The sequence below is a fragment of the Limnohabitans sp. INBF002 genome, from assembly GCF_027924905.1.
Lineage (GTDB): Bacteria > Pseudomonadota > Gammaproteobacteria > Burkholderiales > Burkholderiaceae_C > Limnohabitans.
Window position 1 is genome coordinate 1,703,888 of the sequence record NZ_AP027055.1, and the last position, 20,743, is coordinate 1,724,630.

The window sequence follows — 20,743 nt, forward strand, 5'->3', positions numbered from 1 at the left end:
GCTTTCATCACTCACCATGAACAACACATTCACCATGGCAGGCGTCATGGGATGGCCTGTGGCCCATTCTCGCTCCCCCGCCATTCACAACCACTGGATTCGTCAATACAACCTAAACGGTGCCTACGGCTTGTTTCCAGTCAACCCCAACGATCTCGAAGCCGCTATTCGAGGCATTCAGGCCTTGAGATTGGCTGGTAGCAACATCACCATTCCGCATAAAGTGGAAGCCATGAAATTCATGGACTGGGTTGACCCACTTGCCCAACGGATGGGGGCCATCAACACGATCGTGGTGCAAGCCGACGGCGCCTTGCATGGTTTCAACAATGACGGTTTCGGTTTCTTAGAAAGTCTGCGTGAGGCGCAGCCCAGCTGGCACGCAGCTGCTGGTCCAACCGTCATTTTGGGGGCAGGCGGCGCGGCGCGCGCCATTGTTGTGAGCCTCATAGATGCAGGCGCAACGGAAATCCGGCTCCTTAACCGAACACGCAGTAAGGCCGACGAACTGGCGGAAGAATTTGGCGCACCTGTCGCCGCTTTCAATTGGTCCGAACGCCGTGAAGCCTTAGCGGGGGCCGCCTTGCTGATCAACACGACCAACCAAGGCATGCACGGACAGCCCGCACTGGACATTGAACTCACACAATTACCAACCTCAGCCTTGGTCTCCGATGCGATTTACATCCCACTAGAAACCTCGTTGCTCGCCGCAGCACGCTTGCGCGGCAACACCACGGTCAATGGCCTGGGAATGCTCTTGCATCAAGCACGACCCGCCTTTCGCGCTTGGTTCGGTGTGATGCCAGAAGTGACACCTGAACTACATCAAGCCATCATCGAAACCTTCTAAAATTGATCCATGTACATTGGACTTTTAGAAGACGAGCCTCACCTCGCACAACACGTTTGCGAGATTCTTGAAAACGCAGGCCACAGCACCAGCGTTTTCAACAATGGCGCAGACATGGTCAAAGCCATTGGCAGAGACACCATCGACCTGTTTGTGCTCGACTGGCGAGTACCTCGCATGTCCGGGCTCGAAGTTCTCAAACACATCCGTGACGTGCGAGGACTCAAAGAGCCCGTGCTCTTTCTCACGAGCCGCACAGATGAACAGGACATCATTGAGGCGCTCAACGCGGGAGCAGATGACTACTGCACAAAGCCAGTTCGCCCCCAAGAGTTTCTCGCGCGCGTGACCGCTTTGTTGCGCCGCACCTACCCTGACCGCAACGACCAAGACACCACCCGCAACTTGTTGAATTACGTTTTCAATAAACTGGACAACTCTGTCCATTTCGACAACCAACAAGTCAGCTTGTCTGAAAAAGAATTCAAACTGGCTTTGTTCCTTTTTGAAAACCATGAACGTGCTGTTTCACGTGAACGACTGATGCAAGAAGTTTGGCATGGTGAAGGTGACGCACTTTCGCGCTCGCTTGATGTGCATGTCTCGTGGCTGCGTAAAAAACTAGATCTTGCAGCGACATCGCCTCACTTGCGACTCAAACCCATTTACGGATTTGGCTACCGACTGATGGCGGTCAATGCAAGCACAGATGCGTAAAACATGGGCACTGTTCATGGGTGCGATTTGGCTGATCGCCGCGCATGCGCAACAGCTGGAGAAGACCGTTGAACAACCCCTGATTGTTTACAAAATACAAACAGGTGACACCCTTTCGCAGCTGTCCCAAAAATACTTGCGCCAGCCTGCAGACCTTGCTGCAATTCGAACGTTGAATCATCTGCGCAGCATTGACTTGCTGCCTGCCGGTGAATTTCTGAAAGTTCCGCGAGAGGCGGTCAAACAAGAACCATCACATGCCACCATCATCAGCATCTCATGCGCAAGGATGATTCGTGCGGGCAGCTCGCTCAAGCCCATCTATATCGGCACGGTTTTGGAAGAAGGTGTGGTGATTGACATTCCTGCTGAATGCTATGTGTCAATGCGCCTCGAAGACAGCTCTATCATTCGACTTCCGTCTAGCGCAGCCATCAAGATTTCAGTCCTGCGTAAAAATGCCATGGAATCAAGCCCAGAGGTACAACTTGATTTGGTACATGGCCGTGTGGAGCTTGATGTCTACAAAGGCCGCTCAAAAACCACACCTTTTGAAGTCCGTACGCCACTGTCCATCACCGGCGTGCGAGGGACCGAATTTCGCGTAGGTTAGCCGATGTCGAGTGGTCGGGCATCCGACAGCTCGTCAACGTCGTTCAGATGCGGGTACTCGTACTTCTTGCGCCCCCCCACGTCTCGCAAGCAAGAACGGATGGATAACTATCCAGAAATTCAGCAAGACTCGACATGCGAACATTGGACTACACGCATCCAATCGATCCTTAATTAGTCACCACACGAACAGGTATTGATCTAATACCTTAACGGTATTAGACATACCCATACTGTCTTCATACGATTCGCTCATCCCAATCATTGTTAAGGAATAGCATGGAGCGTAGAAAGTTTTTGCACTCAACAGGCGTAGGTTTAGGTGCTTCTGTCGTTGCTAGTTCAGCTAGTGCTCAAAATAGTCCTGAAATCAAATGGCGCTTAGCATCTAGCTTTCCAAAAAGTTTAGATACCGCTTTTGGTGCAATTCAGCTGATTTCAAAGCGAGTTGCTGCAGCAACAAATGGGAAATTTCAAATTCAACCCTTTGCCGCTGGCGAGATTGTTCCGGGCCCTGCTGTGCTTGATGCTGTTAACTCCGGTTCTGTTGAGTGCGGTCAAACCTCTAGCTATTATTTTGTTGGCAAAGATCCTACCTTCGCATTTGATACATCGATTCCATTTGGCTTGAATAGTCGCCAACAAACGGCTTGGATGTATGAGGGCGGTGGACTTGAACTAATGCGAGACTTCTTCAAGGACTACAACATCTATAACATTCCATGTGGAAACACAGGCGCACAAATGGGTGGATGGTTCCGTAAAGAAGTGAAATCAGTCTCCGATCTCAAGGGCCTCAAATTTCGCGTCAGTGGTTTTGCAGGACAAGTTATGTCCAAGCTTGGCGTAGTACCCCAGCAAATCCCTGCTAGTGATATTTATCCCGCGCTTGAGCGAGGAAACATTGACGCTGTTGAATGGGTGGGGCCATTCGATGATGAGAAATTAGGAATCAACAAAGTTGCTAAGTACTACTATGCACCAGGTTGGTGGGAGGGTTGCGCACAGGTCTCGCTGTATGTAAACCTTAAAGCATGGGAAACACTTCCCAAGGACTACCAAAACATACTTGAAATGGCATGTGCTGAAGCTTTAATGGACATGCAAGCCAAATACGATGCACGCAATCCACAAGCGCTTCGTCGATTGATTGGCTCTGGCACACAACTTCGGATGTTTAGCAAAGAAATTCTTGATGCTTTTCACGCTGCAACTGTTGAACACTGCGATGAGATTGCAGATAAAAATCCTAAGTTCAAGAAAATTTATGAACCTTGGAAAAAATTCAAAGCAGATCAAATTGCTTGGTTCAGCATCTCTGAACGCCCTTTTGACAACTATGTGTCGTCAACTGGTGCTAGGACAAGTAAAAAATAACGTGCCAATTTCGTTTGCTCTAGCTCCCTATCCAGAACTTAAGAATACTGTTCGTTGAAAAAAATCAAAAATTTTATGGAGGATTGGTTTTTAATTAGTCCTCCATGCTGATGCACAGCTAGGGATTACAGACCTCCCGAAAACCCTTATAAAACCTAGGTTTCCCTTATGGATTCGTCCTTAAGGTCATTCGCCGGAAGTCAGTAAATACAGGCCTTTGGAGCAAAGAAAATGGGCTCGGAGATTTTCCGAGCCCTTGTGTATGGTGAAACAGGCGTCCACAGAATGTACTTCGTCGCTATTAAGCCACTACTCAGTTCATTTGAGTTGATACACATCGGAAACAGAGCGGTACTACTTGAACCACGCAAAGGTTGCGTGAGATTCCATAGGAGTACCCATGAAAACCAAAACATCCGCCCCTGTTAAAGCAAAAAAGCCAGCTAAGGCTCAACCGCCTGCAAAAAAACAAAGCAAACAATCCCAGCTCATCGATCTGCTTAAAAAGAAAACTGGCACCACGATTGAGGAGATGATGATCCTCACCGGTTGGCAAGCTCACACTGTCAGAGGGATCATCAGCGGCGCACTTAAAAAACGCCTTGGTCTCAACGTTGTGAGCATCGCCGGAGCAAGCGGTACACGCACTTACCGAATCACGGAGGTGAAGACATCATGAGTGCGGTGATGGAGATGCGCGCAAACCGAATCGAACTCGACAAACGATGGTCCAAGTCATTCGGAAGCAAAGTTCCTAAGCACATCCAATACAAACTGATTCAGCTGGCTTTGTCATGGCATGAGCAAATGCAAGCTGACAGTCATTGGAAAGGCTCAATCGGAGCTGCTCGGCTATCTCGATTCCTCAAGCAAACAACACCTTTGATCACACTAAGTCCCGGCACTCGACTCATGCGAGAGTGGCAAGGCAAAGTACATCAGGTGACTGTTCTGGTTAAAGGCTTTGAGCATCAAGGCAAGGCCTACTCAAGCCTTAGTGCAATTGCTAGAGAAATCACAGGCACAGCTTGGTCAGGGCCACTCTTCTTTGGATTAAAGCCATGACCAAAGCTGTCACAAGAGTGAGCTCAATCCCATGCGCGATCTACACGCGAAAATCCTCAGAGGACGGACTCGAGCAAGACTTCAACTCATTAGATGCACAGCGTGAAGCTTGTGAAGCCTACATCGTGAGCCAACGCTCTCTTGGATGGGTTAATTCACCTGTCATCTATGACGATGGTGGCTTCTCTGGCGGCAATACAGATCGCCCAGCTCTTCAACAGCTGCTTGCTGATGTCAAAGCTAAACGCATTAAAGTCATTGTGGTCTACAAGGTAGATCGATTGACCCGGTCATTGGCTGACTTCTCTAAGCTTGTGGAATTGTTCGATGAATACGGTGTGTCATTTGTATCTGTAACTCAGCAATTCAACACAACCACCTCAATGGGACGGCTGACCTTAAATGTGCTGTTGTCGTTTGCTCAGTTTGAGCGGGAGGTTACTGCCGAACGTATCCGGGACAAGATTGCGGCATCAAAGCGCCGCGGTATTTGGATGGGAGGGTTAGCTCCCATCGGTTACTTCCCTAAAGATCGGGCCTTGTGTATTCACGAAGAAGATGCCATTCGAATTCGTGAGATCTTCAAGCTGTATCTGGACCTCGGTTGTGTCCGACAGCTTAAAGATGAATTGGATGCGCGTAGGTGGAAAACACCTGCACGAACAACCAAGCGCGAAGGCGCGATGGGCAATCGGGAGTTCAGTCGTGGTCACCTGTACAAAATTCTGAGTAACCCCGTCTACATCGGACAGATCGTTCACAAAGATGAAGTCTTCCCCGGTAACCACCCTGCCCTGATTAATCCTGAAATATGGCATGCAGTGCAAGAACGCTTGGCAACGAATCTGCAGTCATATCGCAATCGTAAGAACGCGATGAATCCAAGCTTGTTAGCTGGACTCATTTTTGATGCGAATGGCCATCACCTCACACCGACTCATTCGAAGAAAGGCAAACGCAGATACCGCTATTACGTGAGCAATGAACTTCATCAAGGAGCAGCCGAAGATGTGGATGGATTTCGAATCCCAGCACAAGAGCTCGAAGGAGCAGTGATTCAAGGTCTCAAATCGTTTCTAACTGATGGCGCAAGGCTTTTGGACTGGCTAGGCTCAACCCAAGATGGGGACTCCAGCAGTACAGACATAAAAGCCACCTTGGAGTTGGCTAAGGAACATGCGCTTGGGCTACAGAGTGCGCCGATTGAGACCTTGAATAAGCTCTTGAACCAAGTACTGATACATGAAGGCAAAGTCGAAATTGGAATCAAGCAATCTGCTCTAACTAATACCGCGAGCATTAGCGAGTCATTTTGGATTTCAGTACCTGTCGAACTCAAACGATGCGGAATGGCCATGCGGTTAATCGTTAATGGACCTGAAGACCAAGTTCGCAAACCAGACTTAAAGCTGCTCGCGTTGATTGCAAGAGGTCACATTTGGTTCAAACGTCTCAGAGATGGTGATGTAGATAGCTTGGCCATGATTGCCAAAGAGGAAGAGGTCACAGTCAACTATGTCTCTCGGCTTCTGCTGATGGCCATGCTGGCTCCAGACATCATTGAGCGGATATCCAAGGGTGAGCACCCACCCCAACTTACCGCCAAAAAGCTCATCAGCCATTTGCCGCTGCCTGCAAACTGGGGTGAGCAAAGAAAACTGCTTGGAGTACCCGAAAGGTAGGCCACCACTCAAAAGAGGTAATAAAGGGCGCTGCGGCGCCCTTAGTCATTGCCCAAGCAGAGAAAAGGTCCAGTGAAACTATGGACTGCCTGAAATGGCTTCTGAGAATACGGAGAGAAATGGGGCCTAATCAGCTCTGAAATGGCGAGATTTGGAATTCAGAGAAAGTGATCGCGCCCCGCAAGCCCGCACGGTGTGGGACTTCCAAAGAAAAAGCCCCTGATTACTCAGGGGCTCAAACTAGCTGGCGGAAACGGAGGGATTCGAACCCTCGATGAGGCTCTACACCCCATACTCCCTTAGCAGGGGAGCACCTTCGGCCACTCGGTCACGTTTCCAGCAGGCCACATTATGCCTTAACTTAGGCAGCTGGCTGATCCAAATCGAAAGCTTTATGCAACGCGCGCACTGCGAGTTCCATGTATTTTTCGTCGATCACAACGGAGGTCTTAATTTCAGAGGTCGAGATCATTTGGATGTTGATGCCCTCTTCGCTCAATGAGCGGAACATCTTGCTGGCCACACCTACGTGGCTGCGCATGCCGATACCGACGATCGACACTTTGCAAATTTTGGTGTCGCCTTGCACATCGCTTGCGCCCAAGGCTGGCAACACTTTGTCTTTCAACAGATCGGTGGTGCGTGCGTAGTCGTTGCGGTGAACGGTGAAGCTGAAATCGGTTTTGCCATCCTTGCTGATGTTTTGGATGATCATGTCCACTTCAATGTTGGCTTCAGCCACAGCGCCCAAAATTTGGTAAGCGATGCCTGGTTTGTCGGGCACGCCGACCACAGAAATTTTGGCTTCATCGCGGTTGAATGCGATGCCCGATACGATTGCTTGTTCCATTTTTTCGTCTTCCTCAAAGGTGATCAACGTGCCTGATTTGGCTTCTTCGTTGATATCAATGTCCCACGCGGTGAAGCTGGACAACACGCGCAGCGGCACCTTGTATTTACCGGCAAACTCAACCGAGCGAATTTGCAAAACTTTGCTGCCCAAAGATGCCATTTCCAGCATCTCTTCAAAACACAGTGTTTCTAAGCGACGGGCTTCAGGCACCACACGTGGGTCGGTGGTGTACACACCATCGACGTCGGTGTAAATCAAACACTCTTTGGCTTTGAGGGCCGCTGCCACGGCCACGGCCGAGGTGTCAGAGCCGCCACGGCCCAAGGTGGTGATGTTGTCGTGTTCATCTTTGCCTTGGAAGCCGGTGATGATGACCACTTTGCCTGCATCCAAGTCAGCGCGAACGCGTGCATCATCAATCGACTCAATGCGAGCCTTGGTGTAGGCGTTGTTGGTGCGAATCGGCACTTGCCAGCCCGCGTAGCTCACCGAAGGCTGGCCTTCGGCTTGCAAAGCAATGGCCAACAGCGCCGATGACGCTTGCTCGCCTGTGGAGGCCAGCATGTCGAGTTCGCGGTTGTAGGCCGAGTCGGCTTTAGAGGGGGCCAATTCTTTGGCGAGGCCGAGCAAACGGTTGGTCTCGCCGCTCATCGCGGAAGGAACCACCACCATTTGGTGACCCGCACGGGCCCACTTGGCCACGCGCTTGGCGACGTTGCGAATGCGCTCTGTTGAGCCCATCGACGTACCGCCGTATTTATGAACAATCAATGCCATATTTATTTAAAAGTGTTGTGTTATGGGCAAAAAACCTACAGATTGTAGCAACGCAACACAGCCCCATCGCGACGCACAAACCCACGCCCCACCTTGATGTCGATGTGGTGGCCTCGCGTGGTGCAAGCTTTCACTTGAACCAGTAACGCTTGCAGTTGCGCCGCACTGGCTTGCGAATGTTCGAGCGCCAGCCAATGACGCAACACATTCGATTGCCGCGCCTCACTCAGGTGCTGCAAGGCTTTGATAGCGGGCGGGTTGCCCACAAGCTGCAAATCATGATCCGCCACCTCTTGCAACAAGGTTTGCGCTTGTGCCGCGTGTGAGGCGCTGCGTGCAAAGGTTTGTCTGAATGAAGGAAACGCTTGCTCAATCACGGGCAGCAACGCCGCACGGATGCGGTTGCGCGTGTAGCGCGTGTCAGTGTTGGTGGGGTCTTCGACCCAAGTCTCGCCTGCGGCTTTCAAAGCATCACGCAGTTGCGAGCCTGGCACATCCAACCAAGGGCGGTGATAGGTCACACCCTGGCGCTGTGCCACAGCAGGCATGCACGCCAGCCCCGGCAAGCCCGCGCCACGCGAGAGCGCCAGCAACAAGGTTTCGGCTTGGTCATCCGCGTGTTGGGCCAAGGCCATGTGTTGGATCTGCCCACCCCAGTTGTTTTGCAGCGCCTCGGCCAGTGCGCGGTAACGGGCTTGGCGGGCCGCGTCTTCTGGGCTTTCGCCTGCGACGTGCGTGGCATTCACGCGCTGCACCACCAGTGGCACATGCAAGCGTTCGCACAAAGCCACGCAGTGCGCCTCAAAACCATCCGCAGCCGCTTGCAAGCCGTGATGCACATGCACGGCATACACCCTGCCCGGCCAGCGAGTGGCACAAGCGATGACTAAAGCGGTGGAATCGGCCCCGCCGCTGAGCGCAACGGCGAATGGGCCTAAATGCTGGAGCGCGTCCAGCGAGGGAAAGTTAGCGGGCGTCAGCTTTGGTGTCGGTGTAACGGCCATAGCTTTGCAGACGCTCGTAGCGCTTGTCGAGCAGCTCTTTGACCTTCATGTCGGTCACTTGGCGCCATGCGTCGTTCAAGCCGCGCTTGAGCTGAGCCGCCATTTGCTTGGGGTCGCGGTGTGCGCCACCCACGGGCTCGTTCACGATTTTGTCAACCAAGCCCAAAGCCTTCAGGCGATGGGCAGTGATGCCCAGCTGTTCCGCAGCGTCTTCGGCGCGCTCAGATGTTTTCCACAAAATCGAGGCGCAACCTTCGGGGCTGATGACCGAGTACACCGAGTACTGCAGCATCAACACTTGGTCTGCCACGCTGATGGCCAACGCGCCGCCCGAGCCACCTTCACCAATGATGGTGGTGATGATGGGCACTTCGAGCTGAGCCATTTCAAAAATGTTGCGGCCAATGGCTTCGGACTGACTGCGCTCTTCCGCGTCAATGCCGGGGTAAGCGCCGGGCGTGTCGACAAACGTGAACACGGGGAGCTTGAACTTCTCGGCGGTCTTCATCAAGCGCAAGGCTTTGCGGTAACCCTCAGGGCGGCTCATGCCAAAGTTACGCGCAGCGCGCTCTTTGGTGTCGCGGCCTTTTTGTTGACCCAAGACCATGCAGGCGTTGCCGTTGAAACGGGCCAAACCACCCACGATGCTCAAGTCATCGGCAAAGTGGCGGTCGCCATGCATTTCCACGAAGTCGGTGAAGATGTCGTTGATGTAGTCCAGCGTGTAAGGACGCTCGGCGTGGCGGGCAATCTTGGTGATTTGCCAAGGTGTGAGGTCGCTGTAAATTTCTTTGGTCAGCTGCAAGCTTTTCTTGCTGAGCTGGTCAATCTCGTCCGAAATATCCACTGCTGACTCGCTTTGCACATAGCGCAGTTCGTCGATCTTGCCTTCAAGTTCAGCAATCGGTTGTTCAAAGTCGAGGAAGGTTTTTTTAGCCAAAATTAATTACTCCTTAGCTGCTCAATATTCCACTGGCAGCGGATCTAGCGAGCGCCAAATATACCAAGTTGCCACACTGCAATAAGGGGCCCATGCCGCAGCCACTTCTCGGGCTTCGCTGCGGCTGACCGCCTCACCTGAAAAATAGTTGTGGCTGATGCCATTGATCAGGCCCACATCATCCAGCGGCAACACGTTGGGGCGCATGAGGTGAAAGATCAAAAACATCTCAGCCGTCCAACGGCCAATGCCGCGAATGGCCACCAGTTCTTCGATGATGGCGTCGTCCGTCATCTCGGACCACTTTTTCACATGCAAAGCGCCGTTGTCAAAGTGCAGCGCCAAATCAACGATGTACTCCACCTTGCGGGCCGACAAACCGGCTGCGCGCATGTCGTCCACCTTGAGCTTCAGTACATTGGCGGGCGTGATTTTTCGAGGCAGCTTGACAAAGCGGTCCCACACAGTTTGAGCGGCCTTGACCGACACCTGCTGACCCACAATGCTACGAGCCAGCGTGACAAAAGCATCTCCGCGTGACTGCAGCGAAGCCTCACCAAACTGAGGGATGAGGCGCTTCATCACCCGGTCTTTTTTAACCAAGTGTTTGCATGCCTCTGCCCAATACTCGGGCGTGGCGATGGTGACTTTGTCTTGACCCACGATCACTTAGCCACGCTCCCATGTCGTGCCCGTGGGCGAATCTTTAAGCACGATGCCATCAGCAGCTAAGGCTTGGCGAATGCGGTCTGCCTCGGCAAAATTCTTGGCCGCCTTGGCGGCAGCGCGGGCCGCGATTTGGGCCTGAATGGCTTCTTCGTCCACGCCTGCACCGGCTTGGGCAAAGGCTTTGGGGTCGTCTTGCAACAAACCCAACACGCCGCCCAAGGCTTTGAGCAAACCAGCGGTCTGCGCCGATTGCGTGCGGTTGACTTCGCTGGCGAGTTCAAACAACACGGCGACGGCTTCGGGGGTGCCAAAGTCTTCGTCCATGGCGGCTTTGAAGCGTGCGGCATGGGGCTCAGCCCAATCGATCGTCACTTCATCAGGCGTCACTGTGCCCAACGCGGTGTAGAGGCGCTTCAAGGCGCCACGGGCGTCGTTCAAATGCACATCGCTGTAATTGAGCTGGCTGCGGTAGTGGCTGCGCACCACAAAGAAACGCACAGTTTCGGCGTCAAATTCTTTGAGCACATCACGGATGGTGAAGAAATTGCCCAAACTCTTGGACATTTTTTCGTTGTCCACATTGATGAAGCCGTTGTGCATCCACACGCTGGCCATCTTTTGGCCGTTCGCGCCTTCGCTTTGGGCAATTTCGTTTTCGTGGTGCGGGAACTGCAAATCAGCGCCACCGCCGTGGATGTCAAAGCTTTGGCCCAACATCTCGCAGCTCATGGCCGAGCACTCGATGTGCCAGCCGGGGCGGCCTGCGCCAAAGGGGCTGGCCCATTTCACTTCGTCGGGCTCGCTTGTTTTTGCCGATTTCCACAGCACAAAGTCCAGCGGGTCTTGCTTGCCATCGTCGACCGCCACGCGCTCGCCCGCTTGCAACTCGTCCAGCGACTTGCCGGACAACTTGCCATAGCCGGGAAACTTGCGCACGGCGTAGTTCACATCGCCGTTGCTGGCTTGGTAGGCCAAGCCTTTGTCTTGCAAGATGCCAATCATGGCCAGCATTTGCGGCACATAGTCCATGGCACGGGGCTCGTGCGTGGGGCGCTCGATGCCCAAAGCGTCGGCGTCTTGGTGCAAGGCGTCGATCATGCGATCGGTCAGGCCGCGCACGGTTTCGCCGTTTTCTAACGAACGCTTGATGATCTTGTCGTCAATGTCGGTGATGTTGCGCACATAGGTCACGCGGTAGCCGCTGGCCTTGAGCCAGCGCTGCACCACATCAAACGCCACCATCGAACGGGCATGGCCCAAATGGCACAGGTCGTACACGGTCATGCCGCACACGTACATGCGCACATGGCCAGGTTCTAACGGCGAAAAGTTCTCCAGCGCACGCGTGAGCGTGTTGTGAATGCGAAGCGTCATGAGTGAATCGAGAGAAGACCGCAATGAAGGGTCGGTAATGAGGTGAAAGCCAAAGAGTCGTCCAGACCCTCTGTTTTACAATGCCTCCAGTATACAAAGCACATGACAAACCCTCACGCCCCCTCCTCAGCCAAGTATTTGGCAATGCCTGCTGCTCGCCAAACCTTCGCGCAAACCCGATGGGTGACTGCATGGACCTTGGGTTTGGCTTTGGGTTTCAGTTCATTGAACGTGACCGCGCAAAGTGTTGAGGCCTTGGAGTGGCAGCCCGGCCAATCCACCCTCCCCACTGTGATCAGCACACCCCACAACGACGTGCGCAAGCTGTTGCGTCAAGCCAAGTACCCGCAAGCCTTGCTGCTGGTCAACAAAGGCTTGGCGGCCAACCCACGAGACCCGCAAATGCAGTTTTGGCAGGGTTATATTTTTGAGCAGCTGGGGCAGCCAGAGATGGCATTGAAGGTCTACATCGATCTCACACAAGAGTACCCCGAGCTGGCTGAGCCCCACAACAATTTGGGAGTGATCTACGCAGCCAAGGGCGACTACCCCAATGCCAAGGCCTCCTTAGACAAGGCCTTGCGTGCAAACCCAAATTACGCCGCAGCCCACGAGAATATGGGAGACCTGCTGGTCAACATGGCACGCCATTCGTATGCGCAATCTTTGGCCATTGAGCCTAAGCAGCGTGATCTCACTCAAAAAATGGAACGGCTCAAACCCGTTCTCGCAATGACCCAAGGCAAACCATGACACTTTCATTGTTGAACCGCCGCACCTTGTGTGGCCTCAGTTTTTGCGCCCTCGCCTGGTTGGGTTTGGCGCCAGCCGCCATCGCCCAAGACGCACCCCGCGTCAAGTTCGTCACCAACGCGGGCGAGTTTGTGGTTGAGGTCTACCCAGACAAAGCCCCCAAGACGGTCGACAACTTTTTGCAATACGTGCGCGACAAACACTACGAAGGCACCATTTTTCACCGCGTGATTGGCAACTTCATGGTGCAAGGCGGTGGCTACGACCAACGCTACATTGAACGCCGCACACGCCCCCCTGTTGAACACGAAGGCCGCGAAGCCTTGGCCAAAGGCGGTCCGCGCAACACCGTGGGCACCCTTGCCATGGCGCGCACCAATGTGCCGAATTCAGCCACAGCTCAGTTCTTCATCAACGTGGTGGACAACGGTTTTCTAGACCCCTCCCCCCAACAACCCGGCTACACCGTGTTTGGCAAAGTGATCTCGGGCATGGAGACCATCACCAAGATCAAAAGCGTACAGACTGGCTTCGGCGGTCCCTTCCCCTCGGATGTGCCACGCACCCCCATCGTCATTCAATCCGCCACGGTGCTCTGAGCACGCGCTGGCTTCACTCTTTCATAAGGAAACACCATGAGCAACCCACAAGTCGAACTGCACATCTTGGACCACGGCGTCATCACCATCGAACTCGACGCTGAAAAAGCACCGAAATGCACAGAGAACTTCTTGCACTACGTGAACAAAGGTCACTACGACAAAACCATTTTTCACCGCGTGATTCCCGGCTTCATGGTCCAAGGCGGCGGTTTCGAGCCCGGCATGACGCAAAAAGAATGCGACGCGCCGATTGAAAACGAAGCCAACAACGGCCTCAAAAACAACCACTACACGCTGGCCATGGCCCGCACGTCTGACCCACACTCGGCCACCGCCCAGTTCTTCATCAACGTGGCTGACAACGAGTTTTTGAACCACAAAGCACCCAGCATGCAAGGCTGGGGCTATGCCGTGTTTGGCAAAGTCGTGAGCGGCAATGACGTGGTCGACAAAATCGCCGCCGTCAAAACCGGCCGCAAAGGCTTCCATGACGACGTGCCCAAAGAAGACGTGGTGATTGAGAAAGCCGTCGCGCTCTAATCACGGATGACGCATCTGCCACCCGCGCCTAGCGAGACACCGTGTGTGCGGGCCCAGCCCGCGTGGCAGCGCATCGACTTCATTTCCGACCTGCACCTAGATGCAGGCGAGCCTGCCACCTTCGAGGCGTGGGCCCAGCACATGGCACACACCCCAGCAGACGCCCTCTTCATCTTGGGCGATTTGTTTGAAGTGTGGGTGGGCGATGACAACCCAGACCCCTTCGCCCTGCAATGCATGGCCGTTCTCAAAGCCACGGCGTTGCGCATGCCTGTGTATTTCATGTGCGGCAACCGCGACTTTTTGGTGGGCGCTGAGTTGCTCAGCACCACGGGCATGCAAGGCCTGAGCGACCCCACGGTGCTAGACCTTGGGACTGCGGGAGATTCAACGCCCACGCGCATCTTGCTCAGCCACGGCGACGCGCTGTGTTTGGACGACCACGATTACTTGGCGTTTCGCGCCCAAGTGCGCCAATCTGAATGGCAAGCCGCCTTCTTAGCCAAACCTTTGGCTGAGCGCCAAGCCTATGCGCGCAGCGTGCGCGCCCAAAGCGAAGCACTCAAACGCAGCCACGCTGATTACGCAGATGTAGACACCCAAGCCGCCATCGCATGGCTCAAGGCCACGGATGCGCAAGTGCTGCTGCACGGCCACACCCACAAGCCTGCTGTGCATGACTTAGGTGACGGCCTGAGCCGTTGGGTACTGAGCGATTGGCATGCGGATAGCCAACCACCTCGCTTGGAGGTGCTGAGCTGGTTACGAGAAGAAGCGCACAACCCCACGCACGGGCTGCGTCGATTGACCTTGACTACAAACTAGGGCCTTCACCGAAGCTTGATTGACGCGCTATCGCAACACACATAAAAAACGGCGCTGATAGGCGCCGTTTTGTTTGACTTGGGAACAAGCCCCCTTTGTGCGTGCTGATAACTTAGCGCTTGAGCAACACTTTCAGCGCCGCTTGCAAGCGACGAGCTGCGGCTTCGTCATACGCACCACCCAACACTTGCGCGGCGTCAGCCGCCCAAGTCATTTGTGGAGATGGGTCGTTGCGACGTGTGAGCATTTGCAACTGCAAAGCACGACGGGCATCCATCTGCGCAGCGGGCGTGGGCAAATCAGCCGCCACTTCCAAACGCAACAACGGCGTAACCGCGTCACCTTTAGGCTGAGCGGCCAAGGCTTGTGACCATTGCGTGCGTTGGGCTGGCGACAGTTTGCTGCCAATCGCTTGCGCAGCTGGCAGTTGCGCGGCGTCGCGCTTTTCCCACGCGTGCATGAGCTGGGTCAGCACTTCGCCATGGGCTTGTGCAGCCAAGCGGCGCAAGGCGTCTTGTGCAGATTCCAAGGCGTGACGTTGGGCGCGGAAAGCCGCGTCACCCAAACGAGGACCACGTGGTGCAAAGCCCTCGCGACCACCGTCGCGTGAAGGCTTGCCATCACGGCCAAAGCTAGGCTTGTCGCCAAACTTGCCACCGGGCTTGCCATCACGACCACCGCGCGCTGCAGGGGCAGCCTCGGTGCGCTTTTGGCCTGGGCGGTCATCGCCACGCACAGCCACCACTGGACGGGGGGCTGCTTTTGGCTTGACGGGCGCAGCTTCAGCCACGGGTTCAGCAACGGCGTCCTCTGAAACTGAGGCGTCCGTGACGTCGCCAGCGCTTGTGTCGCTGGGTGCGGTTTCTGTAGCGGGGGCTTCAGAGGCATCGCTGGGTGTCACAGCTTCTGCAGCTTGTTCAATCGAAGCAGCTGGGGTGGCCGCAGCCGCAGGGCTTGCCACCACTTCACCGCGAGCGATTTGTTCCAGTGCTTGCATGGCCGCACGAATGGCCGCGCCGTCGCCTTTGGCTGTGGCAGAGTCCAACGCTTTGGCGGCGTCAAGCACGGCTTTGTCGTACGGCGTCAGCGCGGCTTGCGATTGCTCGCGCACCGACGATTTGCGGGCAAAGGCTTCGTCAATCGGTTGGCGGAAGGCGTCCCACAATTTTTGTTCTTGCTTGCGGTCCAACACCACGGTGTGGGCTTCTTCTTGCCAACGCTGTTGCAGCGCTTTGACAGCGTCCACACGCAAGCTGGTAGCCGCACCCAAGGCTTGGGCTTCGGCAATCAAGGCGTGACGGCGAGCCAAGCTGGCTTTTTGTGCGTTTTCCAACGGCTCGTGTGCGGCGTGAATGGCGGTTTTCCAAACGGGCTGCAATTCAGCAAACATTTTTTCGCTCAGGTGGCCGCTCTCGCGCCAGCGTTGGGCGAACTGGTGCAACTGACGCGCCACGCCTTTCCAGTCTGGGCCATTGGCGTGTTCAACCGACCAGGCTTTGACTTCTTCAATCAAGGCCAAGCGCTGGGCTTTGTGCGCAGTGGTTTGCGCGCGGGCTTCTTTGAGCCAGGCGTCCACCACTTCGTGGGCGCGGTTACAAGCCGAGTCGAAACGCTTCCACAACGCGGGGTTGGGCGCGGCTTCTTTGTCGATTTTTTTCCATTGCTCGCGCAAATTGCGCAAGGTTTCTTGCATTTTGCGACCACCCATGGCGGGGATGCGCGCCACGTCGTCGGCTTTGGCCGCAGGTTTTTCAGCTTCCACGGCTTGCGTTGTGGCTTCAGGTGCGGCGGTCTCAGCCGATGGCGCTGCTTCTGCGACGCTTGGGGCGACTTCTGCGGCAGGAGCCTCTGTAACAACCGGCTCAATCACCACAGCCTCTTGCGCAGCGTCCTCCGCCTTGGCCGCTTTAGCCTTCGCAGGCTTAGCCGCAGGCGCGGGCTTGAACAAAGCCTCGGCTTGCATGGCCAGCTCTAAACGCTTTTGGTCCACCACAGCCTTGTCGGCAGTGGGTTTGACTTTGCGGGTGGCATCCACGCCAGCGGCAGCGGGCTTGGGGGCTTTGGCAGGTGCAGCGGCTTGGGGCAACACTTCGCCACGGGCCACACGAATTTGGTCAGACCAGGCGGGCACGGCGGGCAATGGCGCGGCAGCATCGGCAGCAGCGGCTTCGGTCAGTGTCAACGCCTCGCAGAAAGCGGTCCACACGGCTTGCACCTGTTGGGTGCTGGTTTGCAAAGCAGGCGCAAATTTGGCGTCCACGCTGGGCCATTGGGCGTCTGCCGCCAAGGCTTGGGCTTGTGCCACCCAACGGTCGAGGTCGGCTTGCAGCGCATCGCGTTGGGCCAAGGCATCTTGCCAAGGTTTGGTGGACAACACTTCAATGCGCTGGGCCAACAACACAGCGGCTTCGCGCTGCACTTGGGTTTGGTGTTGCAGGTCTTCAATGGCTTTGACGCGCTCGGCCAAGGCGGTTTTCAAACCGGCCAATGGCTCGCGAGACAACGGGGCACCGGCTTTGGCAGCATCACGCTGCCAACCCATGGCATCGCCCAAATTGATGTGGGCCGCATCGCGCAGGGCTTCGCCTTTGGCGGCCCACTCTTGCACCAACGCATCTTGGTCTTTGCTGCGGCGCAGCTCGTCGAGCTTCTCGCGCAGCACTTTGGCGGCGCCCTTGTCGCGGTGGCTCATTTCGTCGAAGACGGCTTGCAGTTGCTCCAACGTGGGCTGGCCAGCCAGCCAGTCGCGCAGGCGCGCGGTGCGGTCTGCCGAGGTGGAAACGGTAAAGGCCCCGCCAGTCAATTTGTCTAAGGCGGCGAGGTCGAGGGGTTTGTTCGAAGAATCAGTCACAAGTAGGGCTCACAGTAAATTAGAGGCGATTGTCGCCGAGGCTTTAAAATTTTGGCCTATTCGCTATTTATAAATTTATGCCTATTCCTATGTTCGCCAGATTACAGCTAGGTCTACGTACCTTTGCAACGGACGTGGCGCAAGGTTTTTTTGCCATTTCTCACAACGGCTTGGCCGTGGTGGGCTTGTCCATCTTCTTTTTCGCCGTGGCGCTGACGGTGCGCCCCGACCTGCGTGTGGTGACAGAAGCCAAGGTCATCAGCTGGCTACAAGAGCGCCAGTACGACGAAACAGGCATCGCCACTGATGCCGAGGCGGTTGACCGTGCCACCGCCACCGACCCCCGCGACCTGCCCAAACAACAAGCCAACCTCGCCTATTGGTTGAGCAAAAAATACCGCGTGGCGCCAGAACCTTTGAGCGCTTTGGTCTCAGAAGCCTACGACGTGGGCCCCAGCAACCAAATTGAGCCCACCCTCATCTTGGCCGTCATGGCTGTGGAGTCTGGCTTTAACCCCTTTGCCCAAAGCCATGTGGGCGCCCAAGGCCTGATGCAAGTGATGACCAAGGTCCACGAGCAGAAATACCAAGGCTTTGGTGGCGCTTTGGCCGCGTTTGACCCCGTGGCCAACGTGCGCGTGGGCGTCAACGTGCTCAAAGAGTGCATCAACCGGGCAGGTAGCTTGGAAGGCGGCCTCAAGCTCTATGTGGGCGCTGGCAATATGAAAGACGACCAAGGCTACGCTGGCAAGGTCATGGCCGAAAACGCCCGCCTGCAACAAGTGGCCAAAGGCGTGAAAGTGCCAATTACCCCGCCACCGTCGACGGCTGCCGAGGCCGCCACGGCCCGTTTGGAAAGCCTGTGGGAGAAAGCCCAGCGCTTGACGCCCTTTGGCAAAGACCCCAAAGACGACGAGGAACCACGGTAAACTCTGTTTCGCGCGCAACTGGCGATAGGCGTGCGGGGCACCAGCCCCGTACCGCTGACGTGGATGTATGACCACTGGGAAGCGCGCAGCCTCTTTCATGAAGAGGTGTTTTGCCGTTCGCCTGGGCAGCCCTGCCGCTCTTTTCCGAGTTATAGCCGGGACACCACCTTTTTCTAGGACTGCCAGTATGTACGACCGCAACATCACCATCGAACAAACCGATCCAGAACTCTGGGCTTCTATTCAGGCCGAAAACGCCCGTCAAGAACACCACATCGAGCTGATCGCCAGCGAGAACTACGCGTCTCCTGCCGTCATGCAAGCCCAAGGCTCGCAACTGACCAACAAATACGCCGAAGGCTACCCTGGCAAGCGCTACTACGGTGGCTGCGAATTCGTGGACGTGGCCGAGCAACTGGCCATCGACCGCATCAAAACCATCTTCGGTGCCGACTGCGCCAACGTGCAACCCCATTGCGGCGCCTCGGCCAACGAAGCCGTGTTCCTCGCGTTCTTGAAGCCCGGCGACACCATCATGGGCATGAGCTTGGCCGAAGGCGGTCACTTGACCCACGGCATGGCCCTGAACATGTCTGGCAAATGGTTCAACGTCGTGTCTTACGGCTTGGACGCACAAGAAGCCATCGACTATGAAGCGATGGAAGCCAAAGCCCGCGAACACAAGCCCAAGCTGATCGTGGCGGGTGCATCGGCTTACAGCTTGCACATCGACTGGGCACGCTTTGCCAAGATCGCTAAAGAAGTTGGTGCGATCTTCATGGTCGACATGGCCCACTACGCTGGCTTGATCGCCGCAGGCCAATACCCCAACCCTGTGCCTCACGCCGACGTGGTGACCTCCACCACCCACAAGAGCTTGCGCGGCCCACGCGGCGGCATCATCTTGATGAAGGCAGAGCACGAAAAAGCCATCAACAGCGCCATCTTCCCAGGCCTGCAAGGCGGCCCGTTGATGCACGTCATCGCCGCCAAGGCTGTGGCGTTCAAAGAAGCCATGCAGCCTGAGTTCAAAGAGTACCAAGCCCAAGTGGTGAAGAACGCCAAGATCGTGGCTGAGACCTTGACCGCACGCGGCCTGCGCATCGTCAGCGGCGGCACACAAAGCCACGTGATGTTGGTGGACTTGCGCTCCAAGAAGATCACCGGCAAAGAAGCCGAAGCGGCTTTGGGTGCAGCGCACATGACGATCAACAAGAACGCCATCCCGAACGACCCAGAGAAACCATTCGTTACCAGCGGTGTGCGCATCGGTACCCCGGCGATGACCACACGCGGCTTCAAAGACGAAGAAGCCCGCATCACCGCCAACTTGATTGCCGACGTGTTGGACAACCCACACGACGAAGCCAACATCGCGGCGGTGCGTGCCAAGGTGCATGCGCTGACTTCTAAGTTCCCTGTTTACAAGTAACTTGCCATCAGCCCCCGTCCTTTGTGTCGGGGGTTTTTGTTTGTCTGCTTCTGTTTTGTGTTGTTTCGCTCGTGACGGGTTCTCTCCGGAGAGGGCACGGGTTGCAGGTACGGCGGGCTCTTCATGCTGGGGTACCAGAAATCATCGCCCGCCGCACCTACAACCCGCGCTGTTTGAGTTTAGAAATGGTTCGCTCGTTGCTACGCAACTTTGCCTGAGGATGGGCACGAGTGAAATGCGCGAGCGAAGCAAAGCACGACGCAGACTGAGGGTGTTTGGTATTGGCCGCTGACGATTTCTGGTACTCCAGCATGAGGAAGCGGCCAATACCAAATGCCCTCAGCGAGCCCAGTAAAAAGTACAAAAGCAAAAGAGAGAACAAAACATGAAATGTCCCTTCTGCGGCCACCTAGAAACCCAAGTCGTCGAGACCCGCATGTCCGAAGACGGCGACTCCATTCGCCGCCGTCGCCAATGCGGCGCCTGTGAAAAGCGTTACACCACCTATGAACGCCCCGACGTCAGCTTCCCCAACATCGTCAAAAAAGACGGTCGCCGCATCGACTACAAGCGCAACAAACTCCTCGAATCCATGGGCCTCGCCCTGCGCAAACGCCCTGTCAGCACCGAACAGGTCGACAACGCCATCGAACGCATTGAAGAAAAACTACTCAGCCTCGGCCAACGCGAAGTGCCCTCCACCCGCATTGGTGAGTTGGTGATGCGCGAACTCAAAAAACTCGACAAAGTCGCCTACATCCGCTTTGCCAGCGTGTACCGCAGCTTTGAAGACATCGACGACTTCAAGAGCTTGGTGGACGAAGTTCGCAAGTAGTTTTCGAGTCTCAGCCATGCGCTGACACACGTTACAAACCTAGCATTTGCGCC

Annotated in this window: 20 protein-coding genes, 1 tRNA gene and 1 riboswitch; of the genes, 14 read left to right on the top strand and 7 right to left on the bottom strand. The window is 55.4% G+C overall.

The features are described from left to right. Positions 1 to 16: 16 nt before the first annotated feature. The 7 genes from QMG15_RS08350 to QMG15_RS08380 all read left to right on the top strand — a co-directional run bounded on the left by QMG15_RS08350 (position 17) and on the right by QMG15_RS08380 (position 6,306). Entirely contained in the window at positions 17 to 853 is an 837-nt protein-coding gene (locus tag QMG15_RS08350; RefSeq protein WP_281788218.1) for a shikimate dehydrogenase, read from the top strand. 9 nt (positions 854 to 862) lie between these two features. Then, the gene (locus QMG15_RS08355; RefSeq protein WP_281788219.1) at positions 863 to 1,570 is read left to right on the top strand and encodes a response regulator transcription factor; all 708 of its coding nucleotides are present in this window, start codon (positions 863 to 865) and stop codon (positions 1,568 to 1,570) included. Next, the gene (locus QMG15_RS08360; RefSeq protein WP_281788220.1) at positions 1,563 to 2,183 is read left to right on the top strand and encodes a FecR domain-containing protein; all 621 of its coding nucleotides are present in this window, start codon (positions 1,563 to 1,565) and stop codon (positions 2,181 to 2,183) included. The genes QMG15_RS08355 and QMG15_RS08360 overlap by 8 nt, the downstream gene beginning before the upstream one ends. Before the next feature lie 278 nt (positions 2,184 to 2,461). Then, positions 2,462 to 3,559, top strand: a complete 1,098-nt coding sequence (locus tag QMG15_RS08365) for a TRAP transporter substrate-binding protein (RefSeq protein ID WP_281788221.1) — start codon at positions 2,462 to 2,464, stop codon at positions 3,557 to 3,559. Positions 3,560 to 3,959: 400 nt separating this feature from the next. Next, complete coding sequence (locus QMG15_RS08370) at positions 3,960 to 4,238, top strand: DUF3489 domain-containing protein (protein WP_281788222.1); 279 nt, start codon at positions 3,960 to 3,962, stop codon at positions 4,236 to 4,238. Continuing rightward, positions 4,235 to 4,624, top strand: coding sequence for a DUF2924 domain-containing protein (locus QMG15_RS08375; RefSeq protein WP_281788223.1), 390 nt, complete (start codon positions 4,235 to 4,237; stop codon positions 4,622 to 4,624). Before QMG15_RS08370 ends, QMG15_RS08375 begins: the two co-directional genes overlap by 4 nt. Next, positions 4,621 to 6,306 carry a recombinase family protein gene (locus QMG15_RS08380; protein ID WP_281788224.1) on the top strand — a complete coding sequence of 562 codons (1,686 nt, stop codon included), beginning with the start codon at positions 4,621 to 4,623 and terminating at the stop codon, positions 6,304 to 6,306. Before QMG15_RS08375 ends, QMG15_RS08380 begins: the two co-directional genes overlap by 4 nt. Before the next feature lie 245 nt (positions 6,307 to 6,551). Here the strand turns inward: QMG15_RS08380 and QMG15_RS08385 are convergent. From QMG15_RS08385 to cysS, 6 genes are all read right to left on the bottom strand, one after another. Further along, a tRNA-Ser gene (locus tag QMG15_RS08385) sits at positions 6,552 to 6,644 on the bottom strand. A gap of 23 nt (positions 6,645 to 6,667) precedes the next feature. Further along, a complete protein-coding gene (locus QMG15_RS08390; RefSeq protein ID WP_281788225.1) occupies positions 6,668 to 7,936 on the bottom strand; it encodes an aspartate kinase in 1,269 nt (422 codons plus the stop codon). A gap of 35 nt (positions 7,937 to 7,971) precedes the next feature. Continuing rightward, complete coding sequence (tilS, locus tag QMG15_RS08395) at positions 7,972 to 8,940, bottom strand: tRNA lysidine(34) synthetase TilS (protein ID WP_281788226.1); 969 nt, start codon at positions 8,938 to 8,940, stop codon at positions 7,972 to 7,974. Next, on the bottom strand, positions 8,903 to 9,880 hold the full coding sequence (locus QMG15_RS08400) for an acetyl-CoA carboxylase carboxyltransferase subunit alpha (RefSeq protein WP_281788227.1): 978 nt from the start codon (positions 9,878 to 9,880) through the stop codon (positions 8,903 to 8,905). Before QMG15_RS08400 ends, tilS begins: the two co-directional genes overlap by 38 nt. A gap of 21 nt (positions 9,881 to 9,901) precedes the next feature. After that, positions 9,902 to 10,543 carry a DNA-3-methyladenine glycosylase 2 family protein gene (locus tag QMG15_RS08405; RefSeq protein WP_233246944.1) on the bottom strand — a complete coding sequence of 214 codons (642 nt, stop codon included), beginning with the start codon at positions 10,541 to 10,543 and terminating at the stop codon, positions 9,902 to 9,904. A gap of 6 nt (positions 10,544 to 10,549) precedes the next feature. Further along, positions 10,550 to 11,923 (bottom strand): cysteine--tRNA ligase, encoded by a 1,374-nt coding sequence (gene cysS / locus QMG15_RS08410; RefSeq protein WP_281788228.1) that lies wholly within the window; start codon positions 11,921 to 11,923, stop codon positions 10,550 to 10,552. A 102-nt stretch (positions 11,924 to 12,025) separates the two neighbouring features. Here cysS and QMG15_RS08415 point away from each other — a divergent pair, with 102 nt between their 5' ends. From QMG15_RS08415 to QMG15_RS08430, 4 genes are read left to right on the top strand one after another with little or no spacing between them, the layout of a single operon-like run. Beyond that, positions 12,026 to 12,676 (top strand): tetratricopeptide repeat protein, encoded by a 651-nt coding sequence (locus tag QMG15_RS08415; RefSeq protein ID WP_281788229.1) that lies wholly within the window; start codon positions 12,026 to 12,028, stop codon positions 12,674 to 12,676. Continuing rightward, positions 12,673 to 13,275 carry a peptidylprolyl isomerase gene (locus QMG15_RS08420; RefSeq protein ID WP_281788230.1) on the top strand — a complete coding sequence of 201 codons (603 nt, stop codon included), beginning with the start codon at positions 12,673 to 12,675 and terminating at the stop codon, positions 13,273 to 13,275. The genes QMG15_RS08415 and QMG15_RS08420 overlap by 4 nt, the downstream gene beginning before the upstream one ends. A 36-nt stretch (positions 13,276 to 13,311) precedes the next feature. Next, positions 13,312 to 13,818 carry a peptidylprolyl isomerase gene (locus QMG15_RS08425; RefSeq protein ID WP_281788231.1) on the top strand — a complete coding sequence of 169 codons (507 nt, stop codon included), beginning with the start codon at positions 13,312 to 13,314 and terminating at the stop codon, positions 13,816 to 13,818. 6 nt (positions 13,819 to 13,824) lie between these two features. Beyond that, complete coding sequence (locus tag QMG15_RS08430) at positions 13,825 to 14,643, top strand: UDP-2,3-diacylglucosamine diphosphatase (RefSeq protein WP_281788232.1); 819 nt, start codon at positions 13,825 to 13,827, stop codon at positions 14,641 to 14,643. A 112-nt stretch (positions 14,644 to 14,755) separates the two neighbouring features. On the opposite strand, the gene QMG15_RS08435 is transcribed toward QMG15_RS08430, so the two are convergent. Beyond that, on the bottom strand, positions 14,756 to 17,494 hold the full coding sequence (locus QMG15_RS08435; protein ID WP_281788233.1) for a DUF349 domain-containing protein: 2,739 nt from the start codon (positions 17,492 to 17,494) through the stop codon (positions 14,756 to 14,758). Positions 17,495 to 17,583: 89 nt separating this feature from the next. Between QMG15_RS08435 and QMG15_RS08440 the strand changes: the two genes are divergently transcribed. The 3 genes from QMG15_RS08440 (at position 17,584) to nrdR (ending at position 20,690) form a co-directional block, all read left to right on the top strand. After that, positions 17,584 to 18,423 carry a lytic transglycosylase domain-containing protein gene (locus tag QMG15_RS08440; protein WP_281788234.1) on the top strand — a complete coding sequence of 280 codons (840 nt, stop codon included), beginning with the start codon at positions 17,584 to 17,586 and terminating at the stop codon, positions 18,421 to 18,423. A gap of 4 nt (positions 18,424 to 18,427) precedes the next feature. Beyond that, positions 18,428 to 18,557, top strand: a riboswitch (ZMP/ZTP riboswitch). Between the two features lie 53 nt (positions 18,558 to 18,610). Then, the gene (gene glyA, locus QMG15_RS08445; RefSeq protein ID WP_281788235.1) at positions 18,611 to 19,855 is read left to right on the top strand and encodes a serine hydroxymethyltransferase; all 1,245 of its coding nucleotides are present in this window, start codon (positions 18,611 to 18,613) and stop codon (positions 19,853 to 19,855) included. A gap of 385 nt (positions 19,856 to 20,240) precedes the next feature. Further along, a complete protein-coding gene (gene nrdR, locus QMG15_RS08450) occupies positions 20,241 to 20,690 on the top strand; it encodes a transcriptional regulator NrdR (protein WP_108359966.1) in 450 nt (149 codons plus the stop codon). The last annotated feature ends 53 nt before the right edge of the window (positions 20,691 to 20,743 follow it).